The organism is Vibrio brasiliensis LMG 20546, from assembly GCF_000189255.1.
Lineage (GTDB): Bacteria > Pseudomonadota > Gammaproteobacteria > Enterobacterales > Vibrionaceae > Vibrio > Vibrio brasiliensis.
Map to the genome: position 1 here is coordinate 114,811 of NZ_AEVS01000077.1, position 17,902 is coordinate 132,712.

The window sequence follows — 17,902 nt, forward strand, 5'->3', positions numbered from 1 at the left end:
CTCTGAAGTATAGACATCATGTGGCCAAAAACCCGTGCCTCAACCTCCTTTCTAACGCTAAATATAGGAGGCTGAAATCAAGTTGCTGATAGTTATGTCAATTTGGTTTATGGCTATTTTTAATAGAAAACGCGCTGTTACTACAGACGCATATATTTAGCCAGAAAATCGAACACCAGTTTTACCCGCTTATTGGTGTGTAACTCACGGTGACAAACAAGCCAGGCGTCAAGCTCGAATGGCTTGAAATGATCTTTAAAGGCGATGGTTAAGTTGGGGTTGTACTGGGCTATATGATCCGGTACCAGAATCAGTGATGGTGTGTGTTGAGCCAATTGCCACTGAACCAGTTGGTTACTGCAAATCATGTTAAATGGGTTGTGTTTGAGTAGCCAGCCAGACTCATCGAGGTGTTGTTTGAGTCTTTCGCCACGCTCAAAGCCAATGATCTGTACATTGCTAACTTCGCTTGGTGACTTGTTTGAAAAGCTTTGGACCAGGCTCTTATTACCATAAAGGTGAACGGTTTCATGGCCAATCTTCCGAGCGATTAAATCCAAGTCGGTAGGACGTTGATAACGAATTGCTATGTCTGCTTCGCGACGTTTCAGGTCGCTGACCTGATTCGAGACGATCAGCTCGATGTTGATGTTTGGTGCGTACTCTCTCAATTGACTTATCAGAGGTGGAAAACGGAAAAAGGCATCCAGTTCCGTGAGGGAAATACTTACATCTCCTGCAATATTTTCGTCTTGTCCTAACGCAGTCAGCAGCATCTGGTTAGCGGATTCGGCCATTTGGCTTACGTGCTGATAGAGTTTACTGCCACTCTCTGTCAGTACCAGTTTCTTACCGACTCGCTCAAATAATGTGACGTTGAGTTCCTGCTCAAACGCAGCAATTTGTCGACCCAATGTCGGCTGGCTTATGTTCATTGCTCGCCCGGCGGCCGAAAACGAGCCTTCTTCTGCGACGACTAAAAATGCCCGCGCTCGATTCCAGTCAAATTGGATATGTTTCCAGTCCATACATCTATCCAGTTGGTGATGTCCCATTCAATTATGAATGATTGTTATACATTTTTGCCCAATTCCCAAACATAATTGAAGTGTTAAACTGCAGCTATGAAGAGTGAGAAATGGAACTGGCGATGAAAGTGATGGTTTTGGGAGCAACTGGTGCTACGGGGCACCTGGTCGTTAAACAGTTACTTGATGCTGAGTGTGATGTTGTTGCTCTGGTAAGAAACACCGAGGTGTTAGCGGAGCATCCCAGACTGAACCAAATAAACAACACAGCGCTTTCGTTAGAGAGTCAGCATCTACAGCGACTTATTTCAGACTGTGACGCAGTGATATCTTGTCTGGGCCATAACATGACATTACAAGGCGTATACGGCGCGCCGAGAATGCTGGTGACAAACAGTTTACAAAGAGTGATTTCTTTGACTTCAAAGCAGCGAGAGCGGCCATTGAAACTGGTACTCATGAGTTCGGCTGGGGTGCGTAATCTCGTTTTGCAGGAGCGCGTTGAGCAGTCAGAAAAATGGTTGAATCTGTTGCTTCGTTGGATGCTCCCTCCTCATCGAGATAATGAGAAAGCGGCTAAACTACTTAACCGAAATTCCACAAGTCACAACAGCCTTGAATGGGCGATTGTTCGTCCGGATACCCTGATTGACCAGTCTCAGATCAGTGACTATCAATGGCACCAGAGTCCAACACGCAGCGCCTTGTTTAATGCTGGCGAAACCAGTCGTATTAATGTCGCTAATGCCTTGTGTCGATTAGTGTTGGATGATGCCCTTTGGCAGCAATGGCATGGTCAAATGCCAGTGATCTATAACGCTTAGCAGTCGCTCCGCGATGGAACGGAGCGACAGTAGATTAGCTTTACTCCCCGAGCGCTTTTTTGGCTAAGCGGGAAGCCGCTCGTTTATGGCGTTCGATCAGTTGACGAATATCGACACCAATCACTTCACCGTTAAGCACTCGCCAATGGCCAGCGACCATCACACGGTCGGCTTGCTGCGCGCCACACAGTAATAGCGCGGCGAGGGGATCATGACTGCCGGAGAAACGGATATCATCGAGCTTAAACATCGCAATATCGGCTTGCTTACCTATAGCCAGTTCACCAATGTCGCTACGTCCCATTGCCTGAGCAGATCCTTTGGTGGCCCAGCGCAGTGCATCGAAATGGGAAACATTGGCTGAGCCATATCTGAGTCTTTGCAGATACATTGCCATCCGGACTTCAGCGATCATATTTGACCCGTCATTTGAGGCAGAACCATCGACGCCTAGTCCGACTTTAACGCCCGCCGCTTCGAGCTCATTGTTCTTACAAATCCCGGACGCAAGCATCATGTTCGACGTCGGGCAGTGGCTAACACCAACTCCGGCTTTGCCAAGACGACCAATCTCTTCGCTATTGAAATGGATACCGTGCGCCAACCAGGTCCGGTCGTTAAGCCAGCCGACATCTTCCAGATAATCAACCGGTCTCAGGCCAAATCGTTCAACACAGAAATCCTCCTCATCCAGCGTTTCACACAAATGAGTATGCATCATCACATTCTCTTGGCTCGCAATGCGCGCTGTTTCCTTCATTAAGTCTGTGGTAACGGAGAAGGGTGAGCAGGGCGCCAAAGCAATCTGGGTCATTGCACCCTCGTGATGCTGGTGGTACTGGCGAATCAAACGCTGGCTGTCATCAACAATCGCCTGTTCAGTCTGAATAGTGTGACGTGGGGGCAGCCCTCCTTCATCCTCTCCTAAGCTCATTGAACCGCGGGTGAAAATAGCCCGAACGCCAAGTTGCTGAGCAGTTTCTACTTGTAGATCAATTGCGTGTTCCAAGCCGTTTGGTAGCAGATAATGGTGGTCAGACGCTGTAGTACAGCCCGACAGCATCAGCTCAACTAATGCCAGTTCGGTAGCGACACTCATCATCTCTTCATCTAAGTTGGCCCAGACGGGGTAGAGACTTGTTAACCAATGGAACAGCTCTTTATTCAGTGCATCAGGGTAGGCGCGGGTTAAGGTCTGATAAAAGTGGTGGTGGGCATTGATAAGCCCGGGAGTAATGACGTGTTGTGAAGCATCGACCACATAATCAATGGTATGAGACGGTGTTTGGTGCTGAGCGATCAATTCGATAATCTGGTTGCCTTTAACCACGATGCCGCCTTGGGCATCCTGAGTGTTACCGGTATAGATTGCCAGTGGATTCTTAATCCAGATGGTTTCCATTCATAGTCGTCCTTAGCCATCTCAACCATTTCAGGGGAGAGGGTCTTAAACATTTTAGTGATAGATAAGCCAGACTCGTCTGGCGGTATTTTTATTGCAGTGCGGCAGAGTGTGGATTCACTCTGCCGTTTTGCTCGTTAGACGGATCATCATAAGATAATCTGACGGTTAATCCTGCTGAGTTTTTAGCTCAACCTGAGCTTCGCGAGAGTCTTCTTCAGCTTGAGCTCGTTTGGCGATTTTCTCTTGTACCTGATTACGACTCTCTTTTAGGGCTTCGCGTTCCTCTTTACGGCTCGATTTTGGCAGCAATTGATGTAGAAGCACGGTTACGATAGTACCTGTGGTAATCCCCGAGTGCAGGAAGTTAGCAATATCATGAGGCAGGTGCTGTAACAAACGTGGTTCAAAGGTAACTGCCAGACCAGAAGCCAGACCAACACAGATCACCAGGGCATTACGTTTGGTATCTGCTGCCGTGATCAACATGCGAATACCTGCATACGCAATCATGCCAAACATAACGAACCCAACCCCGCCTAATACAGGTTTAGGAATGGTCACCGCGACAGCCGCCAGTTTAGGGAACAATCCACCTAGAATCAGTAGGGCACCGGTCGTGGCTACGACGAATCGGCTGGCTACACCAGTAATGCCAACAATACCGACGTTCTGGCTGAACGAAGCCAGCGGCATAGCTGTTAAGAGTGATGAAAGAGTACTACCAAGACCATCACCAAGTAGACCACGCTGGAGATCTTTACCTGACACCTTGGTATTACAGTTGTTAGCCAGAGCCATAAAGTCACCGGTTGCTTCGGCAATGACTACGATGTAAACCAGACTCATGCTGACAATTGCACTAGCTTCAAAGCTAAGACCGTATTTAAGTGGCTCCGGACCACCAACCCAGGCTGCTGATGAAATATCGTTAAGGTTAACCATTCCCAGAGACAGTGCAACGATGTAACCGCCAGCAAGGCCAATCACGATAGCAGAAGCGGCGACGGCGCCTTTACAGTAAACCGATACTGCCACCACGATACCTAGCGAGATAATGGCCAGGAAGAGTTTTGGTAAGGTAGCGAAGTTTTCACTGGAGGCAGGTGCATCACCGACCCAGTTCATCGCCACGGGCAGGATAGTCAGACCTATCAAGGTCACCACCACACCACTGACGACGGTCGGAAACAACTTACGTACCTTATCCATATAAAAGCTGGCGAGGATAACGACCAGAGAGCCGACGAGAGCCGAGCCCATAATACTGGCAACGCCGCCTTCACGACCGATGGCAATAGCCACGCCAAGGAACGCAAAGCTGGAACCCATCACCACGGGTAAGCGGATACCAATAGGACCAAGGCCGATACATTGTGCCATGGTAACAATACCTGACGCCAACAGAGCAGCATTGATCAGAGAAACAATTTCTTCGTTCGGCAGGCCAATCGAGGAGCCGACGATAAGAGGAACGGCAACAATACCACCAATAGAGGCGAGCATATGTTGCAGAGCAAGAAGAAAAGTAATGCCGTGAGGCGGCTTTTGGTTAAGCGAGTACAGAAGTTTCATTGGTTTTACCTCAGAGAAAGTCGCATAGGCTCTTTCTCTTTGATTGGACAATTGACTTCTACAAACTGCGTAGGGTCACGAAATGTGTTTGGTCACCACTAGCCCGTCCCGAGGTTCAGGCTAGTGGATTATTGGTTCAAAAATTTGGATTTAAAGCGGCTTAGATGTAGATAAGCTTGGCAACAAAGACGACCGTCAGGATGTACATCGAGATAGAGACATCTTTAGTCTTACCTGTTGCGACTTTCAGCACTGTGTAAGTGATAAAGCCTAGTGCAATACCGTTAGCGATAGAGAAAGTCAGCGGCATCATCAACGCAGTGATCGCTGCCGGAGCGCCGTTGGTGAAGTCTTTCCAATCGACGTGCTGCATACTGCTCATCATAACGAAAGCTACGTAAATCAGAGCACCAGCCGTTGCGTAAGCTGGGATCATTCCAGCCAGTGGAGATAGGAAGATAGCTGCCAGGAACAGGGCCGCGACTACAATGGCAGACAGACCAGTACGAGCGCCCGCAGCAACACCTGCTGCACTTTCTACGTAACTTGTTACCGGAGGACAACCGACACACGCACCAGCGACACTAGAGATAGAGTCAGCCTTTAACGCCTTGCTAAGCCCTTCAATTTTACCTGTTTCTTTGTTTACCAGGTGGGCACGCTCAGCGACACCCATTAGTGTGCCAGCCGTATCGAACATGTTAACGAACAGGAATGCCAGAATGACACTCACCATAGAAATATTGAATGCACCAGAAATATCCATCGCCATAAAGGTTGGGGCGATACTTGGTGGAGCGGCGAAGAAACCGTTGTACTGAACCAGACCAAGCATCATACCGACCACAGTTACGCTCAGGATACCGATCAGTACAGCGCCGAACACTTTACGTTCACTTAGCACAGCAATGATAAGGAATGCGATCGCCGCTAGCATAGCATCAGGCTTAGTGAAATCACCAAGTGAAACTAGAGTGGCTGGGTTTTCAACTACGATACCAGCGGTTTTAAGGCCAATCAGACCAAGGAACAGACCGACACCAGCCGTCATAGAAAAGCGCAAGCTCTCAGGAATACTTTCGATGATCCATTGGCGGATTTTATAGAAACTCATACCGACAAACAGGATACCGGACAGGAATACCGCACCCAGTGCAACTTCCCAACTGTAACCCATCTCACTCACTACAGTGAAAGAGAAAAATGCGTTGAGGCCCATACCTGGAGCCAGGCCCACAGGCCAGTTTGCAAACAGGCCCATAAGTAGACAGCCGATTGCTGCACCGATACAGGTTGCGACAAATACCGCGCCTGAGTCCATCCCCGATGCAGCCATAATTTGTGGGTTGACGAAAATGATATAGGCCATGGTTGCGAACGTGGTGATCCCCCCGATCATCTCGTTTTTCACGCTGGTTCCATGTGCTTTCAGTTTAAAAAAGCGCTCTAGTAAGCCACCCGATTGGCTTTCGTTATTAAGCACTTCTGCTTTGCTTTCATTCATGTCAGCAAGTCCTTTTGTTTTGGTGTTTCTGAAATTGAATACCGCTTTCTGCATTAGGATGTTGTGTTACCGAAAGGTTTGTCTGCAGACTCCAATTCTCCTGATGTATTATTAAATTTGACGTTGTTAGATTGCTGGTTTTAGCTACCGCGATAGGTAGAGAAACTGTAAGGCGAAACGAGTAGCGGCACGTGATAATGCGCGCCTTCTTCACCAAGACCGAAGCGGATCACCACATCATCTAAGAATGGGATCTCGCCCAGATCGACATCTTGTTTGCGGTAATAGTCTGCGACATGAAACACCAATTGATATTTGCCTGTCGTAAATGCATCACCTTCGAGAACTGGTTGGTCAGTTCGACCGTCGAAGTTAGTGGTCACTGTTTTTATCTTGGTTAGAGAATCCCCTTCCACTTTAAACAGCTCCACCTGAATATCTGCGCCGGGAACTCCGTGCATTGTATCCAATACGTGTGTGGTTAATTTGCCCATAATACTTAATTGCGCCTAGCGCTCTCCTTAGCTTAAGTTGAAACTAAATTGTATACAAAGTTGTTTTAAATTCGCTTTTGATAACTATATATGTACACAAAATATCCGGATAGTAAAGCTTGTTGTTATAAATTTGTTACTGCATAAAACAACGGAAAATCAATTTTGTGAGCTTGTACTCGAAGGTTATAACCAATCTATGTTTGCTAAGTCATTGAATAGATAGTGTTTGTATCGTTAAATTAACTTTAACAACAAAATCTTTACATTAAGATAATTTATTGTATACAATGAATGTATGAGATTGAGAAGGCACCAATGGAGTGTGCCTTGCATTTAAGGAGAGCCTTAATGGATAAGGATTATTCGCGAGACCTGATTGGCTATGGAGCGAATCCGCCTGACCCTAAATGGCCGGGTGGTGCTCGAGTCGCGGTGTCATTTGTCTTGAACTACGAAGAGGGTGGCGAACGTTGTCTTCTCCATGGAGATGATGAATCTGAAGCCTTCCTGTCTGAGATCCCAGCTGCGCAGCCAATTAAAGGTGAGCGCCATATTAGTATGGAATCGATCTACGAATACGGCAGCCGAGCAGGCGTATGGCGTGTACTGAAACTTTTTGATGAGTACGAAATTCCACTCACCATCTTTGCTGTTGCGATGGCGATAGAACGTCACCCTGAAGTTGCTGAAGCCATGGTTCAGGCAGGTCATGAAATCTGTAGTCATGGTTATCGCTGGATTGATTACCAATACATGGATGAGTCACAAGAGCGTGACCACATGATGAAAGCGATCGATATCATCAAGCAGATGACAGGTGAACGTCCACTAGGTTGGTATACCGGCCGAACTGGTCCAAATACTCGTCGACTAGTGGCAGAAGAGGGCGGGTTCCTCTACGACTCGGATGCTTATGACGATGACTTGCCGTATTGGCACACTGAAGCCGGAACGCCACAACTGGTGATCCCATACACTCTCGATGTCAATGACATGCGATTTGCGACGGTACAAGGTTTTAACTCAGGTGAGCAGTTCTTCCAGTATCTGAAAGATACTTTCGACACTTTATATGCAGAAGGTGAAACTGCGCCGAAGATGATGTCTGTCGGCCTTCACTGCCGCCTGATTGGTCGTCCGGGCCGAATTGCTTCACTGAAACGCTTCTTAGATTACGTAAAACAACATGATGATGTTTGGCTATGTCGCCGTGTTGATATCGCTCGCCACTGGCATGAGCACCACCCTTACACACCACAACAGGAGAAATAAAATGGCTGAATTTCGTTTTTGTAAACCATCAACGATGGAACGTGCGGAATTTGTCTCCCACTTTGGTGATGTGTATGAACATAGCCCATGGGTTGCCGAGTCTGTTTACGATCAGGGGCTAAATGATAACGATGATGTGATCGCAAACTTGCATCAGCGTATGGCCAGTGCCCTGCTCGATGCAAATAAGCAACAGCAACTGGATCTTATTAATGCTCACCCTGATTTAGCAGGTCGAGCAGCAGTAAACGGAGAACTCACTGCAGCATCAACTGCAGAGCAGGCTGGCGCAGGTATTGACCAGTGCTCGGCTGACGAGTTTGAAAAATTCACCACGTACAACAACAGTTACAAAAGTCGCTTCAACTTTCCCTTCATCATGGCAGTGAAAGGGGCCAATCGTTACCAAATTCTTGAGTCGTTCGAGAAGCGATTAGGCAATGATAGTGAAACTGAGTTTGCTACTGCGATTCAGGAAATCAACAAGATTGCACTGTTTCGTCTGCGAGATATGTAAGTCACGGAGCTGGCGACTATCAAGCATTACCGCTCTTTAGCGAGAGCCTTACTCACTTACCCTATTTTTGATTAATTGGAAGGATAAAGGACATGTCCTTAGATTTTGAACAATACATTAACCTTGCTGACGACAAACTTGGCGCACAAGCAATTTACGCTACTGATGATTTCTTTGCTGATAAAAGCCGCCTTCTGCGCCGCGAAGCGCCGGAGTGGAAGGAAGGAGTTTACGACGATAACGGTAAATGGATGGATGGCTGGGAAAGCCGCCGTAAACGTGGTGAAGGCTACGACTACTGCGTTATCCGTCTAGGTCTTGCTGGCACGATTGCTGGCGTTGATATCGATACGTCATTCTTTACCGGAAACTTTCCACCATCAGCTTCTATCGATGCATGTTATTCGCCAGACGGTGACCCGACAGACGCGACTGAGTGGCAAGAAATCCTGCCTTCAATGAGCCTTCAAGGTGATCATCACCATCTAGAAACAATCGACAGTGACGAAGTGTTTACTCACTTACGCCTTAATATCTACCCGGATGGCGGTGTGGCTCGTCTGCGTGTTTACGGTCGTCCAAGCGTTGACTGGGACCGCATTGATGCTCAGCAGAAAGTCGATTTGGCAGCCGTAGAAAACGGTGGCCGTGCATTGGCATGTAGTGATGAGCACTACGGTAATAAATCGAACATCCTTGGCCCTGGTCGTGGTGAGAACATGGGTGACGGTTGGGAAACAGCACGTCGTCGTACTCCAGGTAATGACTGGGTTATCGTCGCGCTTGGTCATGCCGGTAACATCGACCGAGTTGTGGTTGATACGGCGCACTTCAAGGGCAACTTCCCAGACAGCTGTTCAATTCAGGCTGCTTACGTTAAAGGTGGTACCGATGATCAGGTCGCGACTCAGAGCCTATTCTGGCGTGAGCTGTTACCGGCACAGAAGTTACAAGCACACGAAGTTCATGAGTTTGTTTCTCAGGTTAACGACCTTGGAGCCGTCACGCACGTGCGTCTGAACATCTTCCCTGACGGTGGTATCAGCCGTCTACGTTTGTTTGGCACTAAAGCGAAATAAGCGAGGACATTACTATGAGCAATGGAATTCGCCGTCTGACCATCGAACCTTTAACTAAACAGGCGTTTGCCGAGTTTGGTGATGTGATTGAAGTAGACAACAGTGATTACTTCATGATCAACAACGGTTCGACACGTCGTTACCACAAGCTAGCTACGACAGATGTGCAACAACAAGGTGGCGAGGCCATCATAAGCATCTTTCAGGCAACACCGCTTAGCTACCCGTTAACGATTAAGATGTTAGAGCGTCACCCTTTGGGTTCTCAGGCTTTTGTTCCGTTGCTTGGTCAACCATATCTCATTGTTGTTGCGCCACGAGGTGATGACCCAAGCCTGAAAGAGTGCCGTGCATTCTTAAGTAATGGACGCCAGGGCGTCAATTATCACAAAGGCGTCTGGCATCACCCTGTGTTGGCATTGAGCGACCAAGATCAGTTCTTAATCGTCGATCGCGGCGGTGAAGGACATAACTGTGACGAAGTCTTCTTTGAGACAGATTTAGTTTCACTGCATCTGGAAGATCTCCCGAGCGGCAACAGTAAGGAACAAACGCAACGCATGGAGAGCGCGTTGTAAAGGAGTATATTATGGATCCACATATCACGGAGTGGTTGAATCTGGCGATTCGCTGGGTTCACATGATAGTTGGTATCGCATGGATTGGCGCATCGTTTTACTTTGTTTGGTTAGAGAACAACTTAAACCGCGTTAACCCGAAAACTGGCCTGTCAGGTGACTTATGGGCTATCCACGGTGGCGGTATCTACCACCTGGAAAAATACAAACTAGCACCACCAGAAATGCCAGAGCATCTGCACTGGTTTAAATGGGAAGCTTACTTCACTTGGATTACCGGTGTTCTACTCTTGGGTGTAGTTTACTACCTCAATGCGGAGATCTATCTGATTGCACCAGGTTCAGGTATGGAGCCAACGACCGCGATTGCGATTGGTATCGGTGCGTTGATAGCTGGTTGGTTTGTCTATGATCTACTGTGTGAGTCTCCACTGGGTAAGACTCCGGTACTACTTGGCTTAGTGCTGTTCATTCTGCTTGTTGGCGCCGCTTACGGTCTGGCGCAGGTGTTCAGTGGTCGCGGTGCATACATTCACGTTGGTGCCATCATTGGTACTATTATGGTCGGTAACGTATTCCGCGTTATCATGCCTGCGCAGCGCAATCTAGTCAGTGCAATTGAAGAGAATCGTGAACCTGACCCTGCTCTACCAGCGAAAGGTCTGCTGCGTTCTCGTCACAACAACTACCTGACTTTGCCAGTGCTGTTCATTATGATCAGTAACCACTTTCCGAGCACTTATGGGTCGGAGTACAACTGGGCAATTCTGGCTGGTTTGGCAATCTTCAGTATTTTGGTTCGACACTACTTCAACACCCGTCATGGTAGTCAGAAGTTCGCGTGGACGGTGCCAGTAGCCGCATTAGGTATGATCACACTAGCGTTTGTTACTTCACCTAACATGAACAAACCAGCGGCGCCGGTAGTGAAAGCACCTGTTGCTACTGAATCTGCAGCTACACCAGCAAGTGGCGAGGTTGCTCAAGCGGATTCATCTAGTGATTTGGTGAGCTTTGACGCAATCAATCAGGTTATTCAGCAGCGTTGTTCAGTATGTCATTCAGCGACACCGACTCATGCCGCGTTTGCCGCAGCTCCAGCCGGTGTGATTCTGGATACTCCTGAAGAGATCAAAGCCAATGTGCCACGTATCGTTGCTCAAACGGTTACGACTAAGGTGATGCCTCTGGGCAACCTGACTCAAATGACCGATGACGAACGGTCGCTGATCGGTACATGGGTAGAACAAGGTGCGATGATTAACTAATCGCACTCCTCATCCCGCTTACCGGATTGCTACCCCGGTAAGCGAGATTCATGCAAAAAGTGGTATTTCCCGCTCTTTATCTCTGATGAGATCCCCCGGCCCCTGTTCCGGGGTTTTTTACGCCACTTGGCTAGAGAATATTCGCGCCAGCAACACTGGTATTCGTCGCTACTGAGTCAGATAAGACCCTTACAAAGAGGGCAACTTCACCTTGGGATAAGGTGGAAACCTACACAGTTAAAAGGAGTTTAACGTGAAGATGACAGCACTAAGCATTCGTCATAAAACCATTCTCGCTACCGTAATGGCGGTGATTCTGGTTATCGTTGTTCTGATTGGTATTACCCTCAGTCAGGGACAGAAAATCATCCTAGATAAAACCTATTCACAACAAGTACCAGCAGCACTAGGTGAAGTAAGTAATCAGATTAAATACGAGTTAGAAAAACCACTGGTTGTCGCTCAGGTGATGTCAGAAATGGCTCAGTTTACCGAGTTTACAGGCCTGGACGATCGCCAGGTCACTCAGCAACTTACACGGATTAAAAAGCAGTTTGATGCACTGACGGCTTTCTATGTCACCACGGTCAATGACAGCTACTATGTGGCCAGCGGAAAGCTCAAGCAGATGTCTGCTGAATCTCAGGATGATCAGTGGTTCTACGGATTCTTAAACAGTGCTAAACGCGTTGAGCTGTCAGTTGATGTTGATGATGCGACCGGAGTAACCACAGTGTTTGTTAACCATATTGTGGTGAAAAACGGTCGGCGAATTGGTGTGGCAGGCATTGGTTTATCGTTAGAGACCCTTAGTCAGACCGTCGCTAACTACTCTTTGGGTGAATCAGGGCGACTGTTTTTAGCTGACTCGAATGGCATAGTAAAGATTCACCATGATACCGCGCAGGTTGGTAAATCACTGGCTGAACTGGGTCTAACCAGTATCGAAAGCCAGTTCGCTAAGTTAAATACAACCGGGTCGAGTATCAATGAACATCAGTTAAATGGGCAGTCGATGATTGTCGGTCTGATGCCATTACCACAGCTCGACTGGGTGCTGGTTTCTCTGCAACCGACCAGTGAAGTACTTAGCGAGATTAATCATTTTATAGAAACCATGAGTTGGGTAGGGGCGACCGTCGCGATCCTGTTTACCGTTATTAGCGCCTACATGACTCATATCTTACTCAAGCCATTATCAACCACCGCCGAGGTGTTGTTAGCAATCGGTAATGGTGGCGGTGACCTTACCCAGCGTCTGGATGAAAGCCGTAACGATGAAGTGGGTAATATCGCCAAAGGATACAACCAGTTTGTCGCCTATATGGGGAATGTACTTCAGGAGATAGAACATTCAAGAAAAGAGTTGGTGACGACCATTGATCAGATCGATCTGCAAGCAAATGACATGAAGCAACAGATCCACGGTCAGGAGCAGAACATTGATCAGGTTGCGACGGCAATTCATGAGATGAGTGCCAGCTCGGAAGAGATTGCGAATAACGCCAATCACACTTCTGACAATGTGCAGAAAACGGCTCAGGAAGTGAAGAGCGGTCTTCACTCGGTGAGTGAAACTTATGCGAACACTGAAGCGATGAACCAACAGCTGGAGCTTAGCAACCGAAGTATAGAGCAGCTCTCCAATGATATTGATGCTATCGATACCGTGCTCGATGTGATTAGCGGCGTTTCAGAGCAAACCAATTTGCTGGCACTCAATGCGGCTATTGAAGCGGCGCGTGCTGGTGATCAGGGACGAGGCTTTGCCGTAGTCGCAGATGAAGTTCGTACTCTAGCTTCCCGCACTCATCAATCTGCGAGTGAGATCAGGACAATCATTGAAAACCTTCAAGGCCTCAGCCACAGTGCGGTGAGTGAAGTAAGTCAAAGCTACAGTTCAGGTCAGAGATGTCTGGTTCTGGCTCAAGAGTCTGAGCAACATCTTGCTTCAATCAATCAAATCATCGATGAAATACATCAGTTAAGCGCTCAGACTGCCACTGCGACCGGGCAGCAATCACAGGTAGTTAATGAGATTGCTCCACACGTATCTAGCATTGCAGATGTCGCGCGAAGCAATACCGAAATGGTGACTCAGACTTCAGGACATTGTGCTGACCTGAAGAGCAATGTTGATTCACTGACGCAACTGGTGGCGAAGTTTAAATTTTAGAATGACTGCCGAGAGGTTAAGGGTCATTACGGTATCCCGGCAAGTAAATAGGTTCCAGCTGTTCAGCCTCATCAAGCCATTCACGAACCAGAGGACGGTTAAGTAAACACTCAAACCATTTTCTGGTGTGAGGCCAACGTTGGTCTGGCATGTAGTGAGACGAGAAACGCACGGCAGAGGGCAGTAACATGATGTCAGCAATCGAATAAGTGCCGACTAGGTAGTCGCCCTCAAACTGAATAATCGTCTCCTCCCATACTGAATAAACGCCTTCGATCTGGGCTATCTCATCGGCTGATAGTTGCTTCTTGTCGGTATAAAAAGCGCTCTCAAATGATAAGCATGGGCAAACACGAGCAAACGTTGAATGTTGCCATGCAGCAAAACTGCGCGCTTTCGCTCTGGCATGTATATCTGCTGGCCACAAAGGAGCATCGCCAAGCTCACTGGCGTATTCCATGATGGCAATTGAGTCAAAAATAACAAAGTTATTCTCCACTAATACCGGCACCGCTGCGGGTGGAGAAAACTCTCCGATTTGTGCCAGGTTGTCCCATCGTTGTGGTCTTCTGATGTCTATAACTCTCTCTTCAAATTCGATCCCTTGCTCTTTGAGAGCTAACCAGGCACGAAATGCCCAGCTAGAGGCGTTACGGTTACCGCTATACAGAATTCTTTCCATGTGACTTCCTTAGTAATTGGTTAGGCTGTTGAGGAAAATTGTATCCTGACATCGAAAAAGCTGCGCTTGAAATTGGGCGTTATTGCGCCTATAAATAAGCGTATTTAGTTGAATGGTGCGTAAATTAAAGCGTGGATAATTTTGACCGTCAGATATTAATGGCTTTGCAGCGCAACAGCAGAATAAGCAGTGACGAACTGGGAGCAGAAATCGGACTTTCAGCATCAGCTTGTCAGCGAAGAATAAAAAAGCTAAAGCAACAAGGTGTGATAGATAGTGAAGTGGCGATTCTGGATCCCTCAAAACTACCCGGTTTCATCACCGTTATTGTCGACGTGACGTTGGCTCAGGGTGGTGAAAAGGTGTTGGATGACTTTATGCGTCAGCTTGAATCCGAACCACAGGTGCAACAGTTTTTCTATGTTGCTGGCGATGTTGACTTTGTTGTTGTGGCAATTACCCACGATATGACAGCCTATGATGCTTTGTCACGACGTCTGTTCATGGCTAATGATTACGTAAAGAAGTTCACTTCCAAAGTCGTTATTCAATCACAACAACGGAGTCTCAGCTTGCCTTTATAGCTCGGACAGTGAACCATAATTCACATTATTATCAATAATGTGTGTTTTAACATCATCGAGTACCAGCAAGCTTGTCTATACTGACATTAATTAACGTCTTGAGAGTGGCTGACCGCTATATCTGGAGGAAGGGAATTGATGTTTGCAATATTTTTTCATCGCGCAGTAATCGCTGTCGCACTGAGCTTCGCTGCCTGTCTAATGAGTTTTGCCAATCCGCTTCCTGCTCCACAAGGGGACCCTGTTCTTTGGGTTTCCGGCAATATCTCTCAATCCAACACCAGTGACGGCGTTGTTTTTGATCAACAAATGCTCGCAGCGCTGGAACAAGGCACTATAGAGACCAGCAACCATGTGGTTGATGGTATCGTCGAATACAAAGGGCCGAAGTTGTTGGCTGTACTTGAATTTGCAGGTGCGAAAGGTAAAACGATAAAAGTCATTGCATGGGATGACTATGTCGTCACGATTCCGATCTCAGATGCAGAGAAGTATGGCTTGTTACTGGCGACCCATGAAGCTGGGCGAAAGATGACAATCGATGGTAAGGGGCCTCTGTTTGTGGTCTACCCTTTTGCTGAGCACCCAGAGTTACGCAATGACTACTACTACAGTTTGTCTGTATGGCAGGTGAAGGAGATAGTGGTTGAGTAATGGTAGCCAGAAGCCTTTTATGACCCAGGGACGCTTATTTATCACTATTACTTTGACACTCAGCTTAGTGCTGGTGTCGATGATCGTCTATTTTTTCCATTCAATGTCTGAAATCCAACGTATCCCTCCACAGCCTTACGTGACGATAGTGAATAATAATATTTCAGCGAAAGGAAAACTGTTATTGCTCAAACTCGAGTTGGTCGAGTTTATGCGCGAACGGTCAGATAAGTCCCTTGCGAAGTTAAAGATGAAATCGCGTGTTTATCGTTCGAGCATCTTGCAAGATTTTCGTTCTGAGCGAACCATTCGTATTCACCAGCAGTTTGGCGATGTGAAACAGCTAAAATCCATCGAAGCTAAGCTGGATTCTCTGGGACAAACACTCGATCAAATCAGTCTGGATCAAAGTGAATTGAAAGCACAAACGGCGTTGACGCAGATTTCTCAGCTCTATAAGCAACTTAATGCTTACATGTCGAGTTTTGTCTCCCAAGTGCAAAAAAATCAGATGGTTTTTGTTGAACAGAAACAGCAGTTTTATAATCAGCAATATACGTATCTTGCTGTTATTTCCGCGGCTCTTGCCATGATGGTTGGTATCATTTCATGGATGTATCTTAATCAGAGCAAATTGAGTCGAGACCTCAAAGAACGCACGGATAAAATGGAGGAGGCTAAAAAGCTGGCTGAGCAAAGTGCCACTGCCAAAGCCCGTTTCCTTGCCAATATGTCCCATGAGATGCGTACGCCGTTAAACGCGGTGATTGGGCTTAGTCACAAAGAGTACTATCAGGGCGCGGACGACCAGACTCGTAGCTTCATTGCAATGATTAATAATTCGGGTAAACACCTGTTGAAACTGATCAACAGCGTGTTGGATCTAAGTAAGATCGAGCAGGGTAAGATGAAGCTGGAGCACGACTGTTTCTATTGCAGCGAACTGATCGAGCTGTCGAAAACCATTTTCGTCGATACGAGCAAACCGGATGTTGAAATTCTATTCGCCTCACCAGTCGACCACGACTATCAATTGATTGCTGACAAGACCAAGCTGCTTCAGATAATCAATAACCTAAGTTATAACGCGCTCAAATTTACCGATAGTGGCTATGTTGATATACAGCTCTCGATTGAGGTTGGTGAAGAGTCTACTGAGCAAAGCCCAAGCTACTTAACTCTGGTGGTGACGGATACTGGTATTGGTATGTCTGAGGAGCAGTTGAGCAAGGTATTTGAGGAATTTGTTCAGGCTGACGACTCGATCACCAGAAGGTATGGCGGTACGGGGCTGGGTTTATCCATTTGTCAGTCGCTGGTGAACATGATGGGTGGCACGATGGAGGTCGATAGTGAACAGGATAAAGGTACTGAGTTTCGCGTTTCGATCCCCGTTCAGATTGAAAGTAAACGGGCTATTCACTGTCCTTGCAATCTTGATAAACGTATTCGTGTCGTCGCCAGTGACCAGCGTGTTAAAGCGCTAATTTCCTCAGAGCTAACGCGTTTTGGCTTATATGATGAGCAGGGGGATATAACGGTTCATTACCTGAGTGGGAACAGTGGATTTGAAAACAGTTCAGATAATACTGAGACTGAGGGCAAACGCACTATTGTGATCGGCGACCTGCACACATGGATACCAGATTTCGAGGGGGTGACTAAACTAACAAAACCTTACGACATATTCAGTTTGCTTAACGTGTTTTGTAGTCGACTACCGCAAGCAGAACAGATCTCGGAGACGAACAGCGCTGATGGTTCTCATGCCCTGTCTGCTTTGATTGTAGAAGATATGCGGGTTAACCAGATTGTTGCACAGAAAATGCTTAGTACCCTGAAGGTCGATACGGCAACGGCCAGTAATGGACAGGAGTGTTTAGAGATTGTGAAGCAGCGACATTTCGATATCATCTTTATGGATATCCAGATGCCAGTGATGGATGGCATTGAAGCCTTGAAGCGAATCCGTTCAGAAAACTTAGCTCCCGATACGGCGATTGTTGCGCTCACCGCTAACAACTTTGATAAAGATGCACTTCACTATTTAGAACTGGGTTTTCACGACGTAGTGCCAAAGCCGGTCAAAATGGAACTGATGCAGAGAGTGCTGAGTAAATATACCCTTGCCAAACCCGCCTGATAGATTTTCGAGTCATATCTCCAAATTGGTGAAATACGTGATGCCTTTGCACTACTATGCAGCGTTAATTAGGGCATGAAAATGCACCAATATTACGCGTCAACTCAATAAATATATAT

General features: G+C 47.1%; 16 protein-coding genes. 10 read left to right on the forward strand and 6 right to left on the reverse strand.

Annotated elements, in window-relative coordinates:
• Positions 1-140: 140 nt before the first annotated feature.
• Positions 141-1,028, reverse strand: a complete 888-nt coding sequence (locus RH46_RS14870; RefSeq protein WP_006880325.1) for a LysR family transcriptional regulator — start codon at positions 1,026-1,028, stop codon at positions 141-143.
• A gap of 110 nt (positions 1,029-1,138) precedes the next feature.
• Between RH46_RS14870 and RH46_RS14875 the strand changes: the two genes are divergently transcribed.
• The gene (locus tag RH46_RS14875) at positions 1,139-1,852 is read left to right on the forward strand and encodes an NAD(P)-dependent oxidoreductase (RefSeq protein WP_006880326.1); all 714 of its coding nucleotides are present in this window, start codon (positions 1,139-1,141) and stop codon (positions 1,850-1,852) included.
• A 40-nt stretch (positions 1,853-1,892) separates the two neighbouring features.
• Here RH46_RS14875 and RH46_RS14880 read toward each other — a convergent pair whose 3' ends face one another.
• The 4 genes from RH46_RS14880 to uraH form a co-directional block, all read right to left on the reverse strand.
• Positions 1,893-3,254, reverse strand: a complete 1,362-nt coding sequence (locus tag RH46_RS14880; RefSeq protein WP_006880327.1) for an 8-oxoguanine deaminase — start codon at positions 3,252-3,254, stop codon at positions 1,893-1,895.
• Positions 3,255-3,422: 168 nt separating this feature from the next.
• Positions 3,423-4,829 carry a nucleobase:cation symporter-2 family protein gene (locus tag RH46_RS14885; protein WP_006880328.1) on the reverse strand — a complete coding sequence of 469 codons (1,407 nt, stop codon included), beginning with the start codon at positions 4,827-4,829 and terminating at the stop codon, positions 3,423-3,425.
• A gap of 160 nt (positions 4,830-4,989) precedes the next feature.
• Positions 4,990-6,333, reverse strand: coding sequence for an NCS2 family permease (locus RH46_RS14890; RefSeq protein WP_006880329.1), 1,344 nt, complete (start codon positions 6,331-6,333; stop codon positions 4,990-4,992).
• Between the two features lie 140 nt (positions 6,334-6,473).
• A complete protein-coding gene (uraH, locus tag RH46_RS14895) occupies positions 6,474-6,827 on the reverse strand; it encodes a hydroxyisourate hydrolase (protein WP_040895958.1) in 354 nt (117 codons plus the stop codon).
• Between the two features lie 351 nt (positions 6,828-7,178).
• Between uraH and puuE the strand changes: the two genes are divergently transcribed.
• The 6 genes from puuE to RH46_RS14925 all read left to right on the forward strand — a co-directional run bounded on the left by puuE (position 7,179) and on the right by RH46_RS14925 (position 13,720).
• Positions 7,179-8,102 (forward strand): allantoinase PuuE, encoded by a 924-nt coding sequence (gene puuE, locus RH46_RS14900; protein WP_006880331.1) that lies wholly within the window; start codon positions 7,179-7,181, stop codon positions 8,100-8,102.
• 1 nt (position 8,103) lies between these two features.
• Positions 8,104-8,619: a 2-oxo-4-hydroxy-4-carboxy-5-ureidoimidazoline decarboxylase gene (uraD, locus tag RH46_RS14905; RefSeq protein WP_006880332.1), complete on the forward strand. Its 516-nt coding sequence runs from the start codon at positions 8,104-8,106 to the stop codon at positions 8,617-8,619.
• 92 nt (positions 8,620-8,711) lie between these two features.
• Positions 8,712-9,698, forward strand: coding sequence for an allantoicase (gene alc, locus RH46_RS14910; RefSeq protein ID WP_006880333.1), 987 nt, complete (start codon positions 8,712-8,714; stop codon positions 9,696-9,698).
• Between the two features lie 14 nt (positions 9,699-9,712).
• A complete protein-coding gene (locus tag RH46_RS14915) occupies positions 9,713-10,276 on the forward strand; it encodes an ureidoglycolate lyase (protein WP_006880334.1) in 564 nt (187 codons plus the stop codon).
• An 11-nt stretch (positions 10,277-10,287) separates the two neighbouring features.
• The gene (locus RH46_RS14920; RefSeq protein WP_006880335.1) at positions 10,288-11,544 is read left to right on the forward strand and encodes a urate hydroxylase PuuD; all 1,257 of its coding nucleotides are present in this window, start codon (positions 10,288-10,290) and stop codon (positions 11,542-11,544) included.
• A 259-nt stretch (positions 11,545-11,803) separates the two neighbouring features.
• The gene (locus RH46_RS14925) at positions 11,804-13,720 is read left to right on the forward strand and encodes a methyl-accepting chemotaxis protein (RefSeq protein ID WP_006880336.1); all 1,917 of its coding nucleotides are present in this window, start codon (positions 11,804-11,806) and stop codon (positions 13,718-13,720) included.
• A 16-nt stretch (positions 13,721-13,736) separates the two neighbouring features.
• Here RH46_RS14925 and RH46_RS14930 read toward each other — a convergent pair whose 3' ends face one another.
• The gene (locus tag RH46_RS14930) at positions 13,737-14,402 is read right to left on the reverse strand and encodes a glutathione S-transferase family protein (RefSeq protein WP_006880337.1); all 666 of its coding nucleotides are present in this window, start codon (positions 14,400-14,402) and stop codon (positions 13,737-13,739) included.
• A 131-nt stretch (positions 14,403-14,533) separates the two neighbouring features.
• Between RH46_RS14930 and RH46_RS14935 the strand changes: the two genes are divergently transcribed.
• From RH46_RS14935 to RH46_RS14945, 3 genes are all read left to right on the forward strand, one after another.
• The gene (locus RH46_RS14935; protein ID WP_040895960.1) at positions 14,534-14,986 is read left to right on the forward strand and encodes an Lrp/AsnC family transcriptional regulator; all 453 of its coding nucleotides are present in this window, start codon (positions 14,534-14,536) and stop codon (positions 14,984-14,986) included.
• Between the two features lie 138 nt (positions 14,987-15,124).
• Entirely contained in the window at positions 15,125-15,640 is a 516-nt protein-coding gene (locus tag RH46_RS14940; protein WP_006880339.1) for a putative pterin-binding protein, read from the forward strand.
• Positions 15,633-17,783, forward strand: coding sequence for an ATP-binding protein (locus RH46_RS14945; RefSeq protein ID WP_006880340.1), 2,151 nt, complete (start codon positions 15,633-15,635; stop codon positions 17,781-17,783). The genes RH46_RS14940 and RH46_RS14945 overlap by 8 nt, the downstream gene beginning before the upstream one ends.
• Positions 17,784-17,902 lie beyond the last annotated feature (119 nt).

Bases quoted from the DNA above. Each gene is read 5' to 3' on its own strand.
- RH46_RS14870 (WP_006880325.1), bottom strand. From the start codon at position 1,028: ATGGACTGGAAACATATCCAATTTGACTGGAATCGAGCGCGGGCATTT.
- RH46_RS14940 (WP_006880339.1), top strand. From the start codon at position 15,125: ATGTTTGCAATATTTTTTCATCGCGCAGTAATCGCTGTCGCACTGAGC.
- RH46_RS14925 (WP_006880336.1), top strand. From the start codon at position 11,804: ATGACAGCACTAAGCATTCGTCATAAAACCATTCTCGCTACCGTAATG.
- RH46_RS14880 (WP_006880327.1), bottom strand. From the start codon at position 3,254: ATGGAAACCATCTGGATTAAGAATCCACTGGCAATCTATACCGGTAAC.
- RH46_RS14920 (WP_006880335.1), top strand. From the start codon at position 10,288: ATGGATCCACATATCACGGAGTGGTTGAATCTGGCGATTCGCTGGGTT.
- uraD (WP_006880332.1), top strand. From the start codon at position 8,104: ATGGCTGAATTTCGTTTTTGTAAACCATCAACGATGGAACGTGCGGAA.
- RH46_RS14915 (WP_006880334.1), top strand. From the start codon at position 9,713: ATGAGCAATGGAATTCGCCGTCTGACCATCGAACCTTTAACTAAACAG.
- uraH (WP_040895958.1), bottom strand. From the start codon at position 6,827: ATGGGCAAATTAACCACACACGTATTGGATACAATGCACGGAGTTCCC.
- RH46_RS14930 (WP_006880337.1), bottom strand. From the start codon at position 14,402: ATGGAAAGAATTCTGTATAGCGGTAACCGTAACGCCTCTAGCTGGGCA.
- alc (WP_006880333.1), top strand. From the start codon at position 8,712: ATGTCCTTAGATTTTGAACAATACATTAACCTTGCTGACGACAAACTT.
- RH46_RS14890 (WP_006880329.1), bottom strand. From the start codon at position 6,333: ATGAATGAAAGCAAAGCAGAAGTGCTTAATAACGAAAGCCAATCGGGT.
- RH46_RS14875 (WP_006880326.1), top strand. From the start codon at position 1,139: ATGGAACTGGCGATGAAAGTGATGGTTTTGGGAGCAACTGGTGCTACG.
- RH46_RS14885 (WP_006880328.1), bottom strand. From the start codon at position 4,829: ATGAAACTTCTGTACTCGCTTAACCAAAAGCCGCCTCACGGCATTACT.
- puuE (WP_006880331.1), top strand. From the start codon at position 7,179: ATGGATAAGGATTATTCGCGAGACCTGATTGGCTATGGAGCGAATCCG.